General features: G+C 31.1%; 18 protein-coding genes. 4 read left to right on the plus strand and 14 right to left on the minus strand.

What is annotated here, in order from left to right; genetic code table 11:
• Positions 1–218 precede the first annotated feature (218 nt).
• The 3 genes from ABWO08_RS06815 to aroC are packed head-to-tail and all read right to left on the minus strand — an operon-like array spanning position 219 to position 4,134.
• On the minus strand, positions 219–1,754 hold the full coding sequence (locus tag ABWO08_RS06815) for a T9SS-dependent choice-of-anchor J family protein (protein ID WP_353084573.1): 1,536 nt from the start codon (positions 1,752–1,754) through the stop codon (positions 219–221).
• Positions 1,755–1,813: 59 nt separating this feature from the next.
• Positions 1,814–3,070: a dicarboxylate/amino acid:cation symporter gene (locus ABWO08_RS06820; RefSeq protein ID WP_353084576.1), complete on the minus strand. Its 1,257-nt coding sequence runs from the start codon at positions 3,068–3,070 to the stop codon at positions 1,814–1,816.
• Positions 3,070–4,134 carry a chorismate synthase gene (gene aroC / locus ABWO08_RS06825; protein WP_353084579.1) on the minus strand — a complete coding sequence of 355 codons (1,065 nt, stop codon included), beginning with the start codon at positions 4,132–4,134 and terminating at the stop codon, positions 3,070–3,072. The genes ABWO08_RS06820 and aroC overlap by 1 nt, the downstream gene beginning before the upstream one ends.
• Positions 4,135–4,228: 94 nt before the next feature.
• On the opposite strand from aroC, the gene ABWO08_RS06830 reads away from it, so the two are divergent.
• Together ABWO08_RS06830 and ABWO08_RS06835 are read left to right on the plus strand one after the other, a co-directional pair.
• Positions 4,229–5,038: a hypothetical protein gene (locus ABWO08_RS06830; RefSeq protein ID WP_353084581.1), complete on the plus strand. Its 810-nt coding sequence runs from the start codon at positions 4,229–4,231 to the stop codon at positions 5,036–5,038.
• A gap of 63 nt (positions 5,039–5,101) precedes the next feature.
• Positions 5,102–5,596 (plus strand): hypothetical protein, encoded by a 495-nt coding sequence (locus ABWO08_RS06835; protein ID WP_353084583.1) that lies wholly within the window; start codon positions 5,102–5,104, stop codon positions 5,594–5,596.
• Positions 5,597–5,626: 30 nt separating this feature from the next.
• On the opposite strand, the gene ABWO08_RS06840 is transcribed toward ABWO08_RS06835, so the two are convergent.
• From ABWO08_RS06840 to ABWO08_RS06880, 9 genes are all read right to left on the minus strand, one after another.
• Positions 5,627–6,049 (minus strand): protease complex subunit PrcB family protein, encoded by a 423-nt coding sequence (locus ABWO08_RS06840; RefSeq protein WP_353084585.1) that lies wholly within the window; start codon positions 6,047–6,049, stop codon positions 5,627–5,629.
• 7 nt (positions 6,050–6,056) lie between these two features.
• Positions 6,057–7,190 carry an N-acetyl-alpha-D-glucosaminyl L-malate synthase BshA gene (gene bshA / locus ABWO08_RS06845; RefSeq protein ID WP_353084587.1) on the minus strand — a complete coding sequence of 378 codons (1,134 nt, stop codon included), beginning with the start codon at positions 7,188–7,190 and terminating at the stop codon, positions 6,057–6,059.
• A gap of 42 nt (positions 7,191–7,232) precedes the next feature.
• A complete protein-coding gene (locus ABWO08_RS06850; RefSeq protein WP_353084589.1) occupies positions 7,233–10,232 on the minus strand; it encodes a serine hydrolase domain-containing protein in 3,000 nt (999 codons plus the stop codon).
• A gap of 15 nt (positions 10,233–10,247) precedes the next feature.
• Positions 10,248–10,730, minus strand: coding sequence for an ABC transporter ATPase (locus tag ABWO08_RS06855; RefSeq protein ID WP_353084591.1), 483 nt, complete (start codon positions 10,728–10,730; stop codon positions 10,248–10,250).
• 14 nt (positions 10,731–10,744) lie between these two features.
• Positions 10,745–11,530 carry a (Fe-S)-binding protein gene (locus ABWO08_RS06860; protein ID WP_353084593.1) on the minus strand — a complete coding sequence of 262 codons (786 nt, stop codon included), beginning with the start codon at positions 11,528–11,530 and terminating at the stop codon, positions 10,745–10,747.
• A gap of 28 nt (positions 11,531–11,558) precedes the next feature.
• A complete protein-coding gene (locus ABWO08_RS06865; protein ID WP_353084595.1) occupies positions 11,559–12,002 on the minus strand; it encodes an LNS2 domain-containing protein in 444 nt (147 codons plus the stop codon).
• 79 nt (positions 12,003–12,081) lie between these two features.
• Complete coding sequence (locus ABWO08_RS06870; protein ID WP_353084597.1) at positions 12,082–13,416, minus strand: 4Fe-4S dicluster domain-containing protein; 1,335 nt, start codon at positions 13,414–13,416, stop codon at positions 12,082–12,084.
• A gap of 12 nt (positions 13,417–13,428) precedes the next feature.
• The gene (locus tag ABWO08_RS06875; protein ID WP_353084598.1) at positions 13,429–14,382 is read right to left on the minus strand and encodes an MlaD family protein; all 954 of its coding nucleotides are present in this window, start codon (positions 14,380–14,382) and stop codon (positions 13,429–13,431) included.
• Positions 14,383–14,399: 17 nt separating this feature from the next.
• Positions 14,400–15,506, minus strand: a complete 1,107-nt coding sequence (locus ABWO08_RS06880) for an N-acetylmuramoyl-L-alanine amidase family protein (protein ID WP_353084600.1) — start codon at positions 15,504–15,506, stop codon at positions 14,400–14,402.
• Positions 15,507–15,699: 193 nt separating this feature from the next.
• Between ABWO08_RS06880 and ABWO08_RS06885 the strand changes: the two genes are divergently transcribed.
• Positions 15,700–18,369, plus strand: coding sequence for a putative LPS assembly protein LptD (locus ABWO08_RS06885; protein WP_353084602.1), 2,670 nt, complete (start codon positions 15,700–15,702; stop codon positions 18,367–18,369).
• A gap of 6 nt (positions 18,370–18,375) precedes the next feature.
• Positions 18,376–18,756 (plus strand): RidA family protein, encoded by a 381-nt coding sequence (locus ABWO08_RS06890; RefSeq protein ID WP_353084604.1) that lies wholly within the window; start codon positions 18,376–18,378, stop codon positions 18,754–18,756.
• 52 nt (positions 18,757–18,808) lie between these two features.
• Here ABWO08_RS06890 and ABWO08_RS06895 read toward each other — a convergent pair whose 3' ends face one another.
• The gene (locus ABWO08_RS06895) at positions 18,809–19,660 is read right to left on the minus strand and encodes an N-acetylglucosamine kinase (RefSeq protein ID WP_353084606.1); all 852 of its coding nucleotides are present in this window, start codon (positions 19,658–19,660) and stop codon (positions 18,809–18,811) included.
• A gap of 65 nt (positions 19,661–19,725) precedes the next feature.
• Positions 19,726–20,727, minus strand: a complete 1,002-nt coding sequence (gene gap, locus ABWO08_RS06900; RefSeq protein WP_353084608.1) for a type I glyceraldehyde-3-phosphate dehydrogenase — start codon at positions 20,725–20,727, stop codon at positions 19,726–19,728.
• Positions 20,728–20,760: the final 33 nt, after the last annotated feature.

A 20,760-nucleotide genomic window follows, 5' to 3' on the forward strand; every position in this document is an offset into this window, starting at 1 on the left:
ATAAGTTATAAATTAATTTATAGATTTAAAATTTATTTATAAAATCAAAATTTTAAGATATATAATTTACTTATAAATATTATGTTTCTTAAGCTCTTATGTAAAAACTAATTTTTTAATAATAATCCATATAAATTTATCAATTTCACTGGATAAATAATTTTAAAAAAAAAGACTAAGCATTGCTTAGTCTTTTTAAGATTGTGTATTATTAAAATTTATTCTTTAATAACTTTTTTAGTACTTATTCCTTGATCAGAAACTATTTTCATCATGTAAACTCCAGAAGATAAATCTGAGATGTTTACTTGAGCGTTAGAAGCGTCAATTGAATTTACAGTTTTAACAACTCTTCCATTCAAATCTGTAACCTCAATCGAATTAATTAATACAGATGTATTTGAAACATTTACAATATCTTTAGTTGGATTAGGAGATACTGAAAAACTTATGTCTGAGTAACTATTTGTACCAAGTACAGATGAAATGTTTATAGAATCTAATCTTAAAGATGTAGCAGTTGTAATAATTGGAGTTGCATTATTAAAAGCAAAATAATATACACCACTAGAAGGCGCTGTATAAGTTACAGTTTGAAGTGTATATGTAGCACCAGTAATAGATAAAGTTGAACCAAGTTGAGTTACACCAGCTGTACTTACAATATCATTAACATATACTTTTAATGTTTGAGCAGAACCAGCTGCATTTCCTAATCTTGTATAAAATGTCATTGTTACCTGCTCACCTGAAGATAAACTTAATGGCTTTGTAAACAACCAAGTATTTGTTGCTGCTGTAGTACTACTGTTTCTAAAAACATACCCTGCACCAGCTTGAGCACTTGCTGCTAAACTAGCTAAACTCCATCCGCTATTAACCCAACCTTCAACACTAAAACCACCACTTGCAGCAGGATTTTCAAATCCTTGAACAAGAGGTAATACACTTGCAGTAAATAAAGAATAAGGACCAATCCAAGCGCTTCCACATGAACTTCTTACATAATAATGATATCTAGTATTAGGTGTTAAATCATTAAATGTATAAGACAAATCTGGAGTTGTTGCTGTTGGAGTTGACGGCGTAAAACCTGGAGCTCCAATTGCTACATCGTAGCTAGCACTTGTCCCTGTCCATTCAATTGAAGCAGAAGTAGTAGAATTTGCTGAATAATAAACAGCTCTATCAGGCGGTGCACATGTATTATTGTTTAAAATACTTATATTATCAACTGACAATAAAAACATATCATTAGAATAATTTTGAAATGCTAAATAAACCGTTTGTCCAGCATATGCACTTAAATCTAAAGTATGTCTTGTCCAAGCATCTGCTTCAGGGTCTACTACTAAAAGAGTAGTAGTAAAATCTGCAATTGTATTTCCTGTTGTAGAAATTAATAATTTGTAAGAATCAGGATAGGTTGTGTCATAAGCTTTTGCGTCCCAATATAAAGTCGAAGTACCTGCTGGGATTGAAATTGATGGAGAAACAAGCCAGTCATTTGAAGTATTTGCAGGAGTGTACCATGATGTACTAATTGCAACATTATTATCAAATTCCTCTGCATATGGAACCCATGCTGCATTTACAAATGCAACAGAAGCATTGGGAGTAAAACCATCTTGATTATAAAGAGTCCAGCCTGAAATACCAGGGCCAACTCCATCCCAGTTCTCACTAAAAACAACTTGTGCGTTTGAAATATAAGTTGTTGTTAATAGAATTAAAAATAAAGTAATTTTTTTCATGAGTTTTAAATTTAAAGTTAAAGTACAAATATATAAATATTAATTTTAAAAAAAAATATTTAATTATCTTTTTCCCAATTACCTACAACTGAGGTTGCAATAGCATTACCTAAAACATTGGTGGCACTTCGAAACATATCACAAAAATGATCTATTGGTAAAATTAATGCGATTCCTTCTACTGGAATTTTAAACATACCACAGGTGGCTGCAACTACAACTAAACTTGCTCTAGGAACACCGGCAATTCCTTTACTTGTTAACATTAATACCAACAACATAGTTATTTGAGTAGATACATCTAAATCTACTCCATAAACTTGTGCAATAAAAATACTTGCAAAAGTCATATACATCATACTTCCGTCAAGGTTAAAAGAATATCCTAAAGGCAACATAAACGATACTATTTTATCTTTTACTCCAAATCGCTCTAATTCTTCAGTTAATTTTGGAAACACTGCCTCACTACTTGTAGTGCCAAATGCAATCATTAATGGACTAATTATTCGTTTTAATAATGTGGCCATATGATTTCTTAAGAAAATAAAACCAATAACTAGTAAAAACAACCATAATGAAGCAATTCCGACTAAAAACGAACTAAAAAACTTCGCATAAGTAAACAATAATTCACTTATATCTTTAATTGCAAATACTCCGGCAATTGCTCCAAACACGCCTATTGGTGCAAATTTCATCACATAATTTACCATTTTTAAAATGATATGAGATGTTTTGTCTAATGCATTAACGATTGGTTTTGAATTTTCACCAATTGAAGCCGCTGCTAATCCAAAGAAAATTGAAAATATTACAATCTGTAAAATTTCATTATTGGCCATTGCCTCAATAATACTTTTTGGAATTATGTGTTCTATAAAATTTTGAGCAGAAAATCCCTCCACCTTTTCAGTTAGTTCATTTGCAGCATTTTTATCAATTGTACCTAAATGCAATCCTACACCAGGCTTCAAGGTATTTACCCAAAACATACCAATCAATAATGAAATAAATGATGCAGTGAAAAACCACACCAATGCTTTCCCTCCTATTCTACCAACTGATTTAACATCTCCAAGTTTAGCTATTCCAACAACCAAAGTTGTAAATACCAATGGGGCAATTATCATTTGAACCAATCGAATGAATACAGTAGCTAACATTTTTATTTTATCGCTAAAATTTTTAGCATCATCAGTAATATAATTATTATGAATTATTACACCCAGTATAGCCCCTAAGAGCATAGCAATTACAATTTGAATAGTTATATTGTTTAAAATTGATTTTTTTAAATTGTTTTTAGTCTCCATTATTTTTGGTACGATTTATTTAGTAAATAAAAATCTGCAAGGACTATGGCTGCCATTGCTTCTACAATTGGAACTGCTCTTGGAACCACACAGGGATCGTGTCTCCCTTTTCCTTGCTGTTCGATTATCAAATTTTCAGTCGATAATACTTCTTGTTTTTTAATCAAGGTTGCTACTGGTTTAAATGCAACTCTAAAGTAAATATCCATTCCGTTTGAAATTCCACCTTGAATACCTCCAGAAAGATTCGTTTTAGTTGTACCATCTGCATTATACAAATCATTATGTTCACTGCCTTTCATCTGAGACCCACAAAAACCACTTCCATATTCAAATCCCTTAACTGCATTTATAGATAGCATTGCTTTTCCTAATTCGGCATGTAATTTATCAAAAACTGGTTCACCTAAACCAATTGGTACATTTTGAATTACACAAGTAATTGTTCCGCCAATTGTATCCCCTTGTTTTTTTATTTCCAGAATGTGTTTTTCCATTTTATTTGCAATTTCAAGATCTGGACAACGAACTGCATTACTTTCTATATTAGAAAAATTTAACTCCTGATAAGGTTTATTAATTGAAATATTTCCAACAGAAGAAACAAAAGCATTAATTTTAACTTCAGTTAGCACTTGTTTAGCAATTGCTCCTGCAACTACCCTACAAGCTGTTTCTCTTGCCGAACTTCTTCCACCACCCCGATAATCTCGTATACCGTATTTTTTTTCGTATACATAATCGGCGTGACTAGGTCTGTATGTTTCTATGTTTTGAGAATAATCTCCAGATTTTTGATTGGTATTTTTAATTGTAAATCCAATTGGAGTTCCCGTGGTTTTTCCTTCAAAAATTCCAGAAAGAAATTGCACTTCATCATCTTCTTTGCGTTGTGTTACAATTGAAGATTGACCAGGCTTTCTCCTTTGCATTTCAAAATGAATTGCATCTGTATCTAATTCAATTCCGGGTGGACATCCATCAATAATTCCACCTAAAGACTCCCCATGTGATTCTCCAAATGTGGTAATTCTAAAAAGAGTTCCGTAGCTATTTCCAGCCATAGTAGTTTGTTTTTCACAAAAATAGAATTAAAATGATAATTGAAATACTTTTTAATAAAATAGTTTTAATACTTTAGCATCAAATAATAAATTCATGAAATATAAATTCAGCATGTTGCTAACTCTATTTATGTTAATCAACATATCTTGCTCTAGTTCAAATCCCGTTGAAGAAATAATCATTCCAGAAACTCCAACAACTTATATGCCATTAAAAGATGGCAATTATTGGAACTATGATGTACAACAAGTTAACGCTGGCGCTATAAATTCATCATTAGGTATTGATCATTTGTATGTTTCAAATGATACTCTAATTAGTGGAGTTACATTTAAAAAAATGAAAACTACAAACAACGCAAATGGATTTTTTTCAAGAACTTTAAAAAATAATGGTGTTAAAATTAGTGGAAGTTCTCTTATTGCAACCGGTACATTTTCAATCCCATTTCCTGGATTAATAACTCCAGTAGAAATTAATTTAAATAATTTTGCTTTCTTTAAAGATAATGCTCCAATTGGAACAGAAATTGGCATTACATCAGGAACACTTCAACAAACAGTTAATAATTATCCTTTAGATATCAATTACACTTTAAAAGCAGTTGCTCAAGAATCTTTACCAGATTATACATCTAACAATGTTACTTACAACAATGTTAAAAAGACAAGGTTGTTGTTGAATCTAAAAATATCAACAACTAATTCTGGTGTTACTGCAATATTATTAGCAGATCAAACTGTATTTACAATTAATGAGTATTTTGCAAAAAATATTGGCAATGTGTATACTAATACTTATTTTCATTATGACATTAACCCAGATATTGCAACTCAATTTGGTGTTCCAGCAACTGCATCAGAAACCCAAGAGGAATTTCTGACAACCTATTTATTAAATTAAAATAATAATACAATAGAATATCATTTTTTTCGTTTATTATTTAGATAATTTAATTCTTTTGATATGAAAAAAAATCTTCACCTAGTATTGATGCTAATTGTAGTTGTTACAACAATAAATGCACAAAACTTTTCAAAAAATGCTTTGGGTTTAAGACTTGGAAACAATGACGGATTTGGGGCAGAAATTTCGTATCAGAGAGCACTTTCATCTAGTAATAGAGCTGAAATAGATTTAGGTTGGCAAAATAGCAATAATGTTTCAGCAATTAAATTAACCGGATTATATCAATGGGTTTGGCAGATAGACAATGGATTAAATTGGTATGCTGGAGCCGGTGCTGGTATTGTAAGCTGGAGTAACTCAAATAATATCCCTAAAGATAGTGGCGTATTGTTTAATGCTGCAGGTGCTATTGGATTAGAATATTCATTTAATGATACTCCAATTCAAATTTCATTAGACTTAAGGCCAGAATTGTATTTTGCAACAGGAGGCTATAGAAATTCTAATTTTGGAAATCAATTAGCACTAGGATTTCGGTATAAATTTGATTAAATAAAAAATCCCATAAATATGGGATTTTTTTTATTGCTTGATTTCAATAGTTTTTTTGGACTTAACTTTAATTACATAACAAGGACTTGTAGTAACTAAATTAGTAGATTGAGGTTCAATTTCCTTTATTGATAATACTATTTTATCATTTACTTCCTCAATCGATTCTACTTTTATAGTATAGCCTTCTTTACTTTTTTCTCCCAAATTAATTAATATGAAATTACAGGAGTCAATTTCTTCTTTAGTGATGTAAGGTTTAATCATCTTATCTTTTAATAACATATTAAATTCTTTTTGCTCTGTTATTATTTCGTAAAACTGAAAAGATGCTCCTCCATAGTCACTTCTGAATAGTATATCATATAAAGGTTTGGATTCTATTGGAGGCCTTTTTGAACTGCAAGAAAATAACACAAATGCTATTGAAAAAAAAATGATTTTTTTAAACATAAATAATTTATTTTGAATCTTCAATCGCTTTATAATAAATTGATTCGTACAAAGGCAAAATATTATGAATATCAAACTGCTTTGCAACCGATAAAGCATTTTCTTTAAATGTATTTAAAGTTGCAATATCCCTTAGAATTTTAATCGCATTTTCTGCCATTTCATCAATAGCACCCACATTACTTAAATAACCAGAAACTCCTTCAAAATTAACTTCTGGCAATCCACCTGTATTACTTGAAATCACCGGTACTCGCCAAGCCATAGCTTCTAATGCTGCAAGACCAAAACTTTCAGTTTCAGATGGTAATAAAAATAAATCGGAATTTGACAATATGCTGTCGATTTCATTGCTGTTTCCAAAAAATATGACCTTGTCTATAATTCCTAATTTTTCACAAAGTTGCTCTGCTTTAACTTTTTCAGGCCCATCACCTACCATCATTAATTTAGCAGGAATTTCTTTTTGAATTTTATCAAATATTTTTATAACATCAGGAATTCGTTTTACCTTTCTAAAATTACTGATGTGTGTAATGATTCGCTCTTCTTGTTTTGCCATTGTAGATCTCTGACAAACCGAATTGTATTCTAACGGATGTTTTACTAACTCAATAAAATTTGGAATCACATGAATTTCTTTTTTGATATCAAATAATTCGTAGGTTGCATCTTTTAAACTTTGGGAAACCGAAGTAACCACATCGGATTTATTGATACTGAAACTTACTGCTGTTTTATAATTTGGATGATTACCAACCAATGTAATATCTGTTCCGTGAAGTGTGGTTACCATTGGAATTGAAATTCCTTGGTCTTTCAACATTTGTTTTGCCATATAGCCTGCATAGGCATGCGGAATTGCATAATGCACATGAAGTAAATCAATTTTGTATAACTTCACCATATCAACCAATTTGCTTGAAAGTGCTAATTCGTAGGGCTGATAATGAAATAAAGGATACTCAGGAACATTTACTTCGTGGTAATGTACATTTGAATTTAATAAAGCTAATCGAACTGGCTGTCTGTAAGTAATAAAATGAACTTCATGGCCACGATTAGCTAATTCAATACCTAATTCGGTTGCTACGACACCACTACCTCCAAAAGTTGGATAACAAACAATTGCTATTTTCATGTTGTTTTATTGAAATACGAAGATACTATTTTACTTCGAATATTATTTATCTAACAGCGCTTCTTGTATCACCTTTTGAATATCTTCTCTGATATTTTCTTTAGATAATTTATTAGCTGCATTAGAATCAGGGTAAGTTCTATTGGATAGGAAAACATATACTAGCTCTGTTTCAGGATCGGCCCAAGCCATTGTTCCAGTAAAGCCGGTATGTCCAAAACTAGATTTTGAAACACAGTTGCAAGTAGGACCTTCTTTACCTAATTGTGGTTTATCAAAACCTAAGCCTCTTCTGTTGCCTTCAGAGCAGAAATTGCAAGTATTAAAAGTGTCAAAAGTAGCAGGTTTAAAATATTGAATACCACCATAATTTCCTTTTTGAAGATACATTTGCATAATTTTAGCAATATCCATGGCATTCGAGAATATTCCGGCATGACCGGCCACTCCCCCCTGCATTGCTGCTGCCATATCATGAACATAGCCTTGAACCAAAGTGTGACGAAAATAGGTATCCTCTTCAGTTGGAGCAATGACACTTGCATCAAATTTTTGTAATGGATTATACAAAGTGTTATTCATTCCAAGAGATCTGTAGAAATTTTCAGAACTCAATACATTTATAGTTTTACCTGAAGTTTTCTCTAAATATTCTTTTAATAATATAAAGGTGAAGTCACTGTACTTGTATTCTTTTTTATCTAAAAGTTTACTATCTACAATTTGCTTCATAATGCTATCTTGATAATCATTTCGCAGATACAAGTTTTCAGAAACTTGAATTGTGAATCCAGGTTTTGAATTTAAACTGTAATATTTATTGGAAGGACATTTTTCAGTATCTAAAGTAGCTTTGTAAAATGGAATCCAAGGCTGTAGTTGTGAATAATGAGAAAGTAATTCTTTAAACGAAATATCTTGCTTATTACTACCTTTTATTTGCGGAAGCATATCACCTAACTTAGTATCTAAATTTACTTTTCCTTGTTCAAACAACTGCATTACATTTGGCAAAGTAGAAACTATTTTAGTTAAAGAAGCTACATCATATAAATCGGAATTTTGAACTTTTACAACTGGCTCGTAGGTTTGATAACCGTATGATCTTTGAAAAATAACTTTACCTCTTCTAGCAACAAGCACCTGAATTCCAGGTGTCATTTTTCCTGAAATTGCCTTTTTTGCTAATTCATCAATTTTTGACAATACTCTTGGACTCACGCCTACATTCTCAGGAGCGGTAAAACCTAAACGGTTTAATTTTTCAGTATTTAATCCAAAACCATCCTTAAATTCTTCGTTAATAGAAACCGGAAGTTTACCCTGTGATTCAATTGCTCCAAATAGTAATTGAGCTCCAACTATTTGAGAGAAATCACTATTTTGATATGACATTACTACTCCTTCAAAATCTTCAAAATTTGGAATAGTTGATAACGAATAGGGTTTTGCAAAAGCATCTAATATTACGTTATTCTTCTTAGCAATATCTTGAATCCAAGCTAATTCTGTTTCAGAAAAATCATGCTTTTTCCAGGCTCTATCCGATTTGTGGTAACCAACAATAACGATGTTATATTCTTTTAATTTTACTTCTAAAGAATCTAGATTGGTGTCAGAAACTTCGGTTACTTCAGTATATTTTTTTAAGGTAGAAACAAAAGCCGAATTGGTATCATCGCCTAGTTTTACATAAGCAATCTTTTGGTCTAAATTTTTAATTGGAAGTATATTATTCTTATTCTTTAAAACCGTGGTAGCATGTTCATACAACTGATATTGTAAAGCATCCTTATAAGTTGTATTTAAATCGTTTGCTAAATTTTTAATATCAATTGGTTTAAACTTATTCAAACCAACTTTGAATTTGTAATGTAAAATTTTCTTTACTGATTTTGCAATCCGATCTTCAGTAACTTGTCCATTTTGGAAAGCTTCTGTTATTTTTTGAACCGCAAATGGAACATTTTCTGCAAAAAGCAAGATATCATTTCCAGCTAAAAATGCTTCCAAATCGATATCACCTGGTTTCATAAACTTACTAGCTGCTTTCATATTTAAAGCATCAGTAAAGATCAAACCTTCAAAACCTAAATCATTTTGTAACAAATCAGTAACTACTTTATAAGATACCGAAGTAGGATAATTTTCGCGAGGTTCTAAACTTGGAACATTTAAATGAGCTACCATCACCGAAACCAATCCTTCATCAAACATTCGTTTGTAAGGATACAATTCGACTTTATCAATTCTTTCCTTTGAAAAAGAAACTAATGGCAAAGCATAATGTGAATCTAAAGCAGTATCGCCATGACCAGGGAAATGTTTTCCAGTACAAAACACACCTTGACTTTGGGTTCCTTTCATTAAAGCTATGGCATGTTCGGTAACATTAACCTTATCTTCTCCAAATGAACGGTTACCTATAATAGGATTTTTTGGGTTGGTGTTAATGTCTAAAACTGGAGCGAAATTAAAATGTGCTCCAATTCTTTTCGTTTCTTGAGCCATATTTCGGCCCACTTCTTCTATCAGTTTTAAATCTTTAATGGCTCCTAATGTCGTATTCCAAGGATATTTGTATGTTGAATCCAATCGCATGCTTAATCCCCACTCTGCGTCAATACCTATAAATAAAGGAACTTTTGATTTTGATTGAAAACGATTGGTTAAATTCGCTTGACGACCAGGACCACCTTGAAAAAATATCAATCCGCCAATTTTATTTTCTAGAATTAACTTATCTATAGAATTTACATGAACTGAATCTTTATTAGAATAAGCTGCGACCATAAAAAGTTGGCCGATTTTTTCTTCAAAAGTCATTTGGTTATAAATACTATCAACCCATTTGGTTTCGGGTTCAGAGTCTTTGAAGAAGTTTTTTCGTTCTGATTTCAATACCGGAACATATACTTCATCATCATATGAAAATTCAGGTTTTACAATTTTGCTTATAGAATTAGCATCTTTAGTCACTCCACAATTAGTAACTATAGATATCAATAGGAGAATAAGTGCAAATTGAATTATTTTTTTCATAAATAAGCTAAGTGATTAAAAGAATCTACTGTGCCAACTTTCCGAAGCTGGAACTTCCCAGTTTTCTTTCCATTCTTCAATTGTATTAACGAGATTATTAAATACAATAGTATTTTCGGAAACCGATTTATCTTTAGCTAGTTTTTTAAAATCTAATAATGGTTTATAAGTAATAAACTCACCTTGCTTGAAGGAAACATTCATTTTATCCAATAAATCCACATTGTATTTTTGCTCTAAACTTTGAATAAAAGCAACCGAAGAATCTATTGAACAACCCGTTGCCTGATGTACTTCTTGATTTATTGCGATGATAATAAAACGACTGTACTTTATAGTAAAAGATGCCTCCAATGCAGTACCATGTGCAGACCAATTATTTATAAAGTCCTCTAAATCTTTTTCAATTACTGCAATCTCCTCATCAGAAAATTTTCTATTGGAAGGATAAATCCAAATTCGTGATTCTTCGGGTAAACTTTCAAATGGTACGTACATTAGTAATTATTTATTTATAAATCTTGAGCATTAGCAATTAACTCCGCAACATCTAATACTTTTGTTTGATTCTCTTTCACTTTTACACCGTCGGTCATCATCGTATTACAAAATGGACATCCAGTAGCAATGATATCAGAATGGGTTTCTAAAGCATCTTCCGTACGTTCAATGTTTATTTCTTTGTTGCCTTTTTCAGCATCTTTAAACATTTGCGCACCACCAGCACCACAACATAGCCCATTAGCTTTTGATCGTTTCATCTCCACTAATTCGGCATCCAATTTTTGAATTAAATCTCTAGGCGCTTCATATACATTGTTGGCTCTACCAAGATAACATGGGTCATGAAATGTAATTTTTTTTCCTTTAAATTGGCCGCCTTCAATGGCAAGTCTACCCGAATCTAAAAGTGATTTTAAATATTCCGTATGGTGCATAACTTCATAGCTACCACCCAATTGTGGATATTCATTTTTTAGTGTATTGAAACAATGCGGACAAGCAGTAATAATTTTTTTGGCTTCATAAGCATTTAGAACTTCAATATTCATCATGGCTTGCATTTGAAAAAGAAATTCATTTCCTGCTCTTTTTGCTGGGTCGCCAGTACAACTTTCCTCTGTGCCTAATACAGCAAATTCTACATTCGCATTATTTAATATTTTCACTAAAGCTTTAGTGATTTTTTTTGCTCTATCGTCAAAACTTCCAGCGCAACCTACCCAAAATAAAACTTCGGGTTGTTTGCCTTGAGCTAACATTTCGGCCATGGTTGGCACTACTAAATTTTCTGACATTGAATTAGATTTTACTTACTATATTTTATTAATGTTGACCATCATCAAATACCTCAATAGTAACATCTTTTGAAACTAAATCGGTGAATTTACCTCTATAACGAGTCGCTTTTACCAAGTGGTTATCAATCCAGTGGTAGTTACCCCCTCTTGGTTTTCCAAACAAAATTCCGTGGTATTTAAATCCGTGTTGTTTTAACCAACGCTCGGTATAATCTCTATGTTCTTCTGTTCTTGAGGTAAAAAAGAAAATAATATGTCCTTCGTCATACCATCTATTTAAAGTAATTAATGCATCTGGATAAACTTCGGCAGTAAGCATTCTTTCTGGCTCTTCATTAGGAATGTCATCGCAAACAGTTCCATCAATATCAATTAAATAATTTTTTACTCCTACTGGTAAAACCGGACTTAATTGTTGTCCGTTTTCAGTTACTGCTTGTAAGGTTTTGTCAAGGTTTTCCATTTTCATTTTAAATTTAGTAGTTCACATTCATTATAATAAATTCCCAAAGCCTCACAAATGGGAAATTATCAAGGTTTATATTATTTTATTCTTCTTTCCAGTTTAAACGATCCATTTGGTTGTATTGCCATGGCGCTCCGTTGTTTTCAATATTTGACATCATTGCATTTAATGATTGAGGAGCAGCACTTTGTTCCATAACTAAATAACGACGCATATCTATAATGATTGACAAAGGACTAATATTTACCGGACATTCTTCTACGCATGCATTGCAAGATGTACAAGCCCAAAGTTCTTCTGTTGTGATGTAATCATTTAATAAAGAAACATTATCTGGTATGAAAACCCCTTTATTCTTATCGATATTTCTACCCACTTCTTCTAATCGATCGCGGGTATCCATCATAATTTTTCGAGGAGATAATTTTTTTCCCGTTTGATTAGCTGGACAAGCCGAAGTACATCTTCCACATTCTGTACAAGTATAGGCGTTTAATAATTGCACCCAATTTAAATCCATAACATCTGAAGCTCCAAACTTGCTAGGAACCGCAGTAGCATCAGCTGTAGGTGCAGCAAAAGGATCGGCATTAGGATCCATCATTAATTTTACTTCATTGGTAACACTTTCTAAATTATCTAGTTTACCTTTCGCATTTAAGTCAGCAAAATAAGTGTTTGGGAAAGCTAATAATATGTGTAAATGCTTCGAATAATAGAGGTAGTTTAAGAAAATTAATATTCCGATAATGTGCAACCACCAAAATGTTTTCTCCAACATAATTACTCCGATTTCGCTAATTCCGTTAAATAATGGTGCTATAAATTGACTAATTGGAAAAGATCCTACAGAAGTAAAATGAGCTACACCTGCTTGTTGCAACCAAAAATCGGAGGCATTCATTAACAAGAATAAAGACATTAATACCACTTCAAAATATAAAATGACATTGGCATCTTTTTTTGGACTACCAGATAAATCAGAACTAATAAATCGTTTTAACTTAATTACATTTCTTCGTATCCAAAAAACAAATACGGCTGCTAATACTAATATTGCTAATATCTCAAAGGATGCAATTAAAAAATTGTAAAAACCACCTAAAAATGAAAATACTCTGTGTGTTCCAAATAGTCCATCAATTATTATCTCTAATAATTCTAAATTTATGATTATAAATCCAGCATAAACAATTACATGCAAGAAACCAGCAACGGGTCTTTTTACCATTTTTGACTGCCCTAAAGCAATCCAAGCCATGTTTTTCCATCTTGCCTCAGCATTATCCGATCGATCTACATCTTTTCCTAATTTAATGTTTCGGATTAATTTTTTCACATTTATTGTGAAATATCCAAACCCTACAATTAATAGTATTGCAAAGAAAATGGACTCTAAATAACTAAATATATTCATTTCTAAATAAGTTTACTTTTTTAACGAATCGTTTATTGGAGCTTGATATGGTTTGTTTTTCTTTCCAAAAACGGAAACATTAATATAACGTGTTGGGTTTAACCTAAGGTCCTGTAATAATAGTTCTAACTCTTTAGAAGTTTTGTTTAAATTTGTATAAAGTCCTTCGTCTTTAAGCAATTTACCCATAGTTCCATTACCAGCTTGTAAATCATCCATTACCTTATTTACATTCTCTAAAGTTTTTTGGAGACTTTGTACAGTTTTACCTAAATTTTCTTTTTCTAATGAATCGGATATTTTAGAAAAATTAGCTGTCATTTTTTCTATGTTATTAATAGAGCCATTAATCTTAGTTTTATTATCAGCTAGCATTGAATTAATTTGTCCAGAAGCTTCTTTAAATTTAGCCAATGTTTCATTTAAATTAGAAATACTTGCTTTTAAATTCTCTTTAGATTTTGCATCCAATACTTGATTTACATTTTCTAACATAATATTAGCATTATCCAAAAGCTTGCTGATTTTATCTTTTAATGGAACGATTTGTTTTGCAACTTCATCTGTTAATCCTAATTTTCTAGATGCGAACAACGCATCTCCAGAAACCGCAATTGCTCCCTCTTTACTAGGTAGAATCGCAATTTGTTTTCCTCCAATAGGACTCGGAGCATAAATTTCGGCAGTGCTTGATTTTCTGATAGGAAAGTCTGAATTAATTTGCATTTCAACATTTACTTTTCCTGTAGCATTATCAATAGTTATTTTACTTACTTTACCTACATTTAATCCACTAATTGTAACAGGTGCTGAAATTGTTAAGCCTTCAACATTATCGTATTGAGCATGTAAAATTTTATATTTTAGTAATAAATCAGTGCCTTTTAAATAGCTATAACCCCAAATGAATAGAACAATTGAAGCTATTACTAAGACTGCGGTTTTAATTTCCTTAGGTATATTCAAAATAGTATTGTTTATTGTTATTTAATGACATCTTTTAGACTCACTCTCTTACCATCTTTTAATGCAATGATAAAAGCAGAATCATATCCTTTTGATACAGCTTCTTTTAATAATTTTTTTGCTTCATCATAATTAGAAGTATTCCCATACATGTATATATACAAAGAATCATGATTACAGCTAATATTTTTTAAACCTTTGAAATTATCAGGTGTTAAATCTACTTTTTTAGGACTGGCAGAAATTTGCACTTTGAAAACTAATCCTTTTTCAGGTTTATTTTCATCAGATTTTTCTTCGTTTTTCTTTTCTACGGTATCCGATTTTTTTTGGTTGTTACTATCAGCCGGAACTTTATTATCAATTCTTTGTGATGGTTTTTCAATTGGAGCTTCAATAGAATCTCCTCCATCAAAGAAATCTTTTTTGTAACTTAATATTGCTTGTGCAATAGCTTCCGCAATTTCTTGTTGCCCTTCTTCAGAATCAAGTTTTGCTCCCTCAACAGGATTAGATATAAACCCAGTTTCAATTAAAACTCTAGGCATATAAGCTTTATGAAGTACCATATATGGTGCTTGTTTTACACCGCCGCCTCTACTCTTTTTTCCTAAATCTTGAACAAAACGATCTTGAATTTTTCCTGCTAATGCAATACTATTTTCAATAAACTCTTCCTGCATGATGGTCATTCCTAGCATGGTTTCTGGCTTGTTAATATCAAAACCTTGGTATTTTTGTTTGTAATCTTTCTCTAATGTTACAACCGAGTTTTCTCTCTTTGCAGCTTCTAAATTGGAAGCATTCTTAGACATACCCATTACATAAGTTTCAGTCCCATCGGCTGCAGTATTCTTATTTGCATTACAATGTATAGAAACAAAAATGTTTGCATCTGCTCTATTTGCAATATTTGCGCGCTCAATTAAATCAATAAAAATATCATTTTTTCGAGTGTAGATAACATCAATAGTTGAATTCCGCTCTAATATCTTACCTACTTTTAATGTGATTGCTAAATTTATATTTTTTTCTATATGTCCGTTATAAACCGCACCATAATCATGATCTCCATGACCAGCGTCTAATGTTACTTTAAAATTATTTGCCTGCGCGAAAACCATTGTCGAGTAAAAAACAAACATGACAAGTAGAGAATGTTTAAATATATATTTGTTCATCATTTTTATAAAAGTTAATATTAATTAAAACTGCAAGGTTTTAAAATTATTATTTGACTATTTTTGACCAGAATTTATATGTAAGTTTGGCTTGCCAAAAAGCAAACCTTATTTTACAAAAATAGCATTTAAACTTTTGCACACAAACTTATTTTATATCGTTTTATCAGCATACTTCCTAACAATTGGGAATCAAACAGTATTTGGTCAAGAAACAAAAAAACCGACTACTAGTTTCCCTGCTAAAAATCAAACTATTAAGCCAGAAATTCCTCCAGCAAACAATAATTTAAAGGTTGAAAAAATTGACACAATAAAGGTTGATTCAATAAAGAAAGTTAAGTCTGTATTAGAAGGAAAGGTAAAATATAAAGCTAAGAAATATGCTAAGTTTGATCAAAAGAAAAAACTAATTACACTGGAAAATGAAGCGGAATTAAATTACCTTGATTATAATTTAAAAGCAGGCATAATTGTTTTTGATTATCAAAAAAATGAAGTTTATGCAGGACGACTAAAAGATTCTGCTGGAAATTATATCCAAATACCTAAGTTCACTCAGGGTTCAAATATTATTGAACCCGATTCAATACGATTTAATTATAAAACTAAAAAAGCTTTAATTTGGAATTCAAGAACCTCACAAAATGAATTAAACATCAAAGCTAAAATCGCTAAAAAAGAAAACGACTCCATATATTTTATGAAAGGTGCTCGTATTACCTCTTCTAAAGATATTGACGATCCGGAGTTTTATTTTTTAGTTAATAAAATGAAGTTTGTACCAGGTAAAAAAGTGGTTCTTGGTACCACAAACTTATGGATTGAAAATGTACCTACACCAATTGCTTTGCCTTTTGCCTTTTTTCCAATTACCCAAGATAGCCAATCTGGAATTATACCTCCAAGTTATGGTCAAAGTAATGAAAGAGGATATGCGTTACAAAACGGTGGATATTATTTTGCATTAAGTGATAAATATGATTTAGCAGTTCTAGGAGATTATTATACAAACGGAAGTTATGCTGCTCGATTTGAATCAAATTACGCCAATAAATATAAATTTAACGGGCGCGTAAATATTCGATTTGAAAATCTAATTACTAGCGAAAGAGGATATCCAGATTATGCAAAAAGTAAGATTTATAATATTCAATGGTCTCATAGTAAAGATCCTAAATCAAATCCTAACTCAAGATTCTCCGCATCTGTAAATTTAGGAAGCAGTCAATATTTCCAACAATCAATTAACCTTGCAAATATTGGATCTAATTTAAATAATACTTTAAGTTCTTCTATATCCTATTCAAAAACAATAAATACTATTCCGCAGATAAACTTTTCGCTAACAGCAACCCATTCTCAAAATTCACAAACAAATCAAATTAACATGACCTTGCCATCATTACAAGCTAGTGTTGATAGAGTTTATCCATTAGTTGGAAAAAACGGAATAAAAAAAGGTTTTATAAAAAATATAAATTTCCAATATAATCTAAGGGGTGAAAATCAAATTACTACTTCCGACGAATTTTTCTTTAAAAAAGAAATGTTTTCTGGAGCTAAAGTAGGATTTCAACATAGTATTCCGTTAAATACCAACTTTAAGTTATTTAAATATTTTAGCGCTTCTACTTCTCTAAATTACAATGAAGTTTGGACTTTAAATACCATTAGAAAAGAATTTTCTACATCTACAAATTCTGTAATAAATACTGATGTAAATGGTTTTGATTCATTTCGAACTTATTCTGTATCAAATAGTTTGACAACAAATATTTATGGAACTTTTAATTTTGGTAGCACTAAAAAAATACAATCCATTCGCCATGTAATGCGTCCTTCTATTAGCCATTCCTATACACCTAGTTTTGAAAAATACTATGATACTTATGCAATGGATGCTAGTGGTAGAACTGCCCAATATACTCGTTTTGAAACAGGAATTTATGGAGCACCTGGGATAAACTATTCAAACAATATTGGTTTTAATATAAACAACACCTTTGAAGCAAAAGTTAGAGATAAAGATTCTACAAAAACAGAACCAAAGAAAATAATGTTATTAAATAATTTAAATCTAACAACAAGTTATGATGTTTCTTCCGACTCTTTAAGATGGTCTCCAATGCGATTGAGTGGCGGAATAATGTTGTTTAAGCAAAAGATGAATATTAACTTTGCCTCTACTTTAGATCCTTATGCTCTAAATAAAGATAACAAAACTCGAATAAATTCATTTAATATTGATGAAGGTGGAAGTTTATTCAGAATGACGAGTGCAAACATGACTATTAATTATTCTGTTTCAAGTTCTAATGATGATAAAAACAAAAAGAACATTCAAGGCGCCATTAATGGTGGTCGAGATGATGATTTATTTGGAACCAATACTGAAATAAATGATAATAGAAATAATCAATTTGCAAATAATGATAGCGAAGAAGATGGTTTTACCGGCTTTTATAATGCCAAAATTCCATGGGATATGACTTTTGCCTATTCAATTACATACTCGAATAACTTTGATGAAAAGAAAATTGTGAGTAATTCGTTAATGATCTCTGCAAATACGGACTTAACACCTAGATGGAAAATAGGTGTTTCTACGGGATATGACTTTGTAAGAAAAGGTGTGACTTTTACTCAATTTAGATTAAATAGAGATTTATTAAGTTGGAATATGAGCTTTAATTGGTCACCATTTGGACAATCCTATTGGGGCTTCTTTATAGGTATTAAAGCAAGTGTACTTAGTGATATTAAATGGGATAAACGAAATCAATCTGATCGTATTTTAAGATAAATTTATATGAAAAAAATTATAAAAACAGATAAAGCCCCTGCACCAATTGGGCCATATAATCAAGCAGTATTATTAGGTAACACCCTATATACATCTGGTCAAATTGCATTAGACCCAATTTCAATGGAGTTAGTTCTTGATGATATTGAAACCGAAACAAATCAAGTAATGCAAAACATGAAAGCAGTTCTTGAAGCTGCTGGGATGACATTTGAAAATGTTGTAAAATCTACAATCTTCATTATGAACATGAATGATTTTACTCGGATAAATTCTGTTTACGGTAAATATTTTGATGAAAATTCAGCTCCAGCAAGAGAAACCGTTCAAGTTACCGGACTTCCAAAAGGAGTAAATGTTGAAATTTCAATGATTGCTATAAAGTAATTGAAATAATATATTCATAAAAAAAACCTGATTTAATAATCAGGTTTTTTTATTATTTATTCATAATGTGATAAGCAATTAAACCATCTATTGGTCTTCGTAAAACATTACCAATTTTTATGTTGTGCTTTGTTAATATTTGTTCTAATTCTTCTTTTAAATAAAAAGCTATAGAACCAATAAAATGAACTGGAACTTCTGTATAGTTTTCAAATTGCAAAATGTAATTTTCTACAAATTCTTCCATTTCAGCGTAGATAAATTTTTTGCAGAACTCCGTATCCTTGTGCTTGATTAAAAATTTAGCGAATGTTGCTAGATAAGCATTTGGATTGGGCTCTTTATATAGATTATTTTTTATATAATCAGCATCCAAATTATACTCTTCTTCAAATTCTAAGGCCAGCTCTTTAGGCATTTTATTAAAGTAATATCCTCTTAATAAATGACGTCCAAAACGATTACCAGAGCAATCATCCATGGCAATGTAACCTAAAGATTGAACTTTTTGATGTAATATTTTTCCATCAAAATAACTGCAATTTGAACCTGTTCCAAGTATGCAAACTATTGCTTTTTCGTCTTTTGGAGTTGTTGCATAAACTGCTGCAAAAGTATCTTCGTGTACAGAAATTAATGCATTAGTAAAATATTCTTTAAAAACAATACCCAGAAAATCTTTCATTCTATCAGTCCCACAACCAGCACCATAAAAGAACAAATGAGTAGCTTTTTCTTTATTATGAGATATGTCAAATTTATCCTCTAAGCGAGATATAATTTCTTCTTTATCTAAAACTTCAGGATTTAATCCAAGAGTTTGTGTGGTGAATAGTACTTTTCCTTTTTCGTCAATTGCAATCCAATCAGCTTTTGTTGAACCGCTATCTACTAATAATTTCATCGGTTTGGTATTTTTGATTATAAAAAACCCCACTTCAATTTAATGAAACGGGATTTTAATTAGTATTACAAACTAGCAATATGAACTGATAAATCAATTAATTTACTAGAATAACCATATTCATTATCATACCAAGAAACAAGTTTGAAGAAAGTTGAATTTAAACCAATTCCTGCAGTTGCGTCAACGATCGAAGTTCTTTTATCAGAAATAAAATCTTGAGAAACAACTGCATCTTCAGTATAACCTAAAATACCTTTCATTTCATTTTCAGATGCTTTTTTCAAAACAGCCATAATTTCTTCATAAGATGTTTCTTTAGCAACTTTCACGGTTAAATCAACAACCGAAACATCGGCAGTTGGAACACGGAAAGACATTCCAGTTAATTTTCCATTCAAATCTGGAATTACTTTTCCAACGGCTTTAGCAGCACCTGTTGAAGAAGGAATAATATTTATACTTGCAGCACGACCACCTCTCCAATCTTTTCTAGAAGGCCCATCAGCAGTCATTTGCGTAGAAGTTGTAGCATGAACTGTAGTCATCAACCCTTCAACAATTCCGAAATTATCATGAATAACTTTAGCTAAAGGTGCTAAACAATTTGTAGTACAAGACGCATTAGAAACAACTAAATCTGAAGCTTTTGCAGATAAGTGATTTACACCCATTACAAACATTGGAGCATCAGCAGATGGAGCTGAAATAATTACTTTTTTTGCACCACCTTTAATGTGCTCATTTGCAGTTTCGATAGTGGTAAAAATACCGGTACATTCAGCTACTACATCAACTCCTACATCATTCCATTTTAAATCAGCTGGATTTCTTTCGGCAGTGATACGGATGTTTTTGTCATTTACATAAAGTTTTCCATCTTTAACTTCAACTTTACCTGCAAAACGACCATGAACTGAATCGTATTTTAATAAATAGGCTAAATGATCTACATCTAATAAATCGTTTATTGCAACTACTTCAACATTATCTCTATTGAAAGATTCTCTAAATACAATTCTTCCAATTCTTCCGAATCCATTGATTCCTAATTTAACTTTTGACATTTTATTTTACTTAAGGCAATTGAATTGCCGGTT

It is taken from the genome of Flavobacterium sp. (assembly GCF_040383245.1).
Lineage (GTDB): Bacteria > Bacteroidota > Bacteroidia > Flavobacteriales > Flavobacteriaceae > Flavobacterium.

Excerpts from the sequence above, each read along its gene's own strand:
- ABWO08_RS06815 (WP_353084573.1), bottom strand. The coding sequence starts at position 1,754 with ATGAAAAAAATTACTTTATTTTTAATTCTATTAACAACAACTTATATT.
- ABWO08_RS06820 (WP_353084576.1), bottom strand. The coding sequence starts at position 3,070 with ATGGAGACTAAAAACAATTTAAAAAAATCAATTTTAAACAATATAACT.
- ABWO08_RS06895 (WP_353084606.1), bottom strand. The coding sequence starts at position 19,660 with ATGAAATTATTAGTAGATAGCGGTTCAACAAAAGCTGATTGGATTGCA.
- ABWO08_RS06870 (WP_353084597.1), bottom strand. The coding sequence starts at position 13,416 with ATGAATATATTTAGTTATTTAGAGTCCATTTTCTTTGCAATACTATTA.
- ABWO08_RS06850 (WP_353084589.1), bottom strand. The coding sequence starts at position 10,232 with ATGAAAAAAATAATTCAATTTGCACTTATTCTCCTATTGATATCTATA.
- ABWO08_RS06880 (WP_353084600.1), bottom strand. The coding sequence starts at position 15,506 with ATGGTTTTCGCGCAGGCAAATAATTTTAAAGTAACATTAGACGCTGGT.
- ABWO08_RS06865 (WP_353084595.1), bottom strand. The coding sequence starts at position 12,002 with ATGAAAATGGAAAACCTTGACAAAACCTTACAAGCAGTAACTGAAAAC.
- bshA (WP_353084587.1), bottom strand. The coding sequence starts at position 7,190 with ATGAAAATAGCAATTGTTTGTTATCCAACTTTTGGAGGTAGTGGTGTC.
- aroC (WP_353084579.1), bottom strand. The coding sequence starts at position 4,134 with ATGGCTGGAAATAGCTACGGAACTCTTTTTAGAATTACCACATTTGGA.
- ABWO08_RS06855 (WP_353084591.1), bottom strand. The coding sequence starts at position 10,730 with ATGTACGTACCATTTGAAAGTTTACCCGAAGAATCACGAATTTGGATT.
- ABWO08_RS06890 (WP_353084604.1), top strand. The coding sequence starts at position 18,376 with ATGAAAAAAATTATAAAAACAGATAAAGCCCCTGCACCAATTGGGCCA.
- gap (WP_353084608.1), bottom strand. The coding sequence starts at position 20,727 with ATGTCAAAAGTTAAATTAGGAATCAATGGATTCGGAAGAATTGGAAGA.
- ABWO08_RS06835 (WP_353084583.1), top strand. The coding sequence starts at position 5,102 with ATGAAAAAAAATCTTCACCTAGTATTGATGCTAATTGTAGTTGTTACA.
- ABWO08_RS06840 (WP_353084585.1), bottom strand. The coding sequence starts at position 6,049 with ATGTTTAAAAAAATCATTTTTTTTTCAATAGCATTTGTGTTATTTTCT.
- ABWO08_RS06830 (WP_353084581.1), top strand. The coding sequence starts at position 4,229 with ATGAAATATAAATTCAGCATGTTGCTAACTCTATTTATGTTAATCAAC.
- ABWO08_RS06860 (WP_353084593.1), bottom strand. The coding sequence starts at position 11,530 with ATGTCAGAAAATTTAGTAGTGCCAACCATGGCCGAAATGTTAGCTCAA.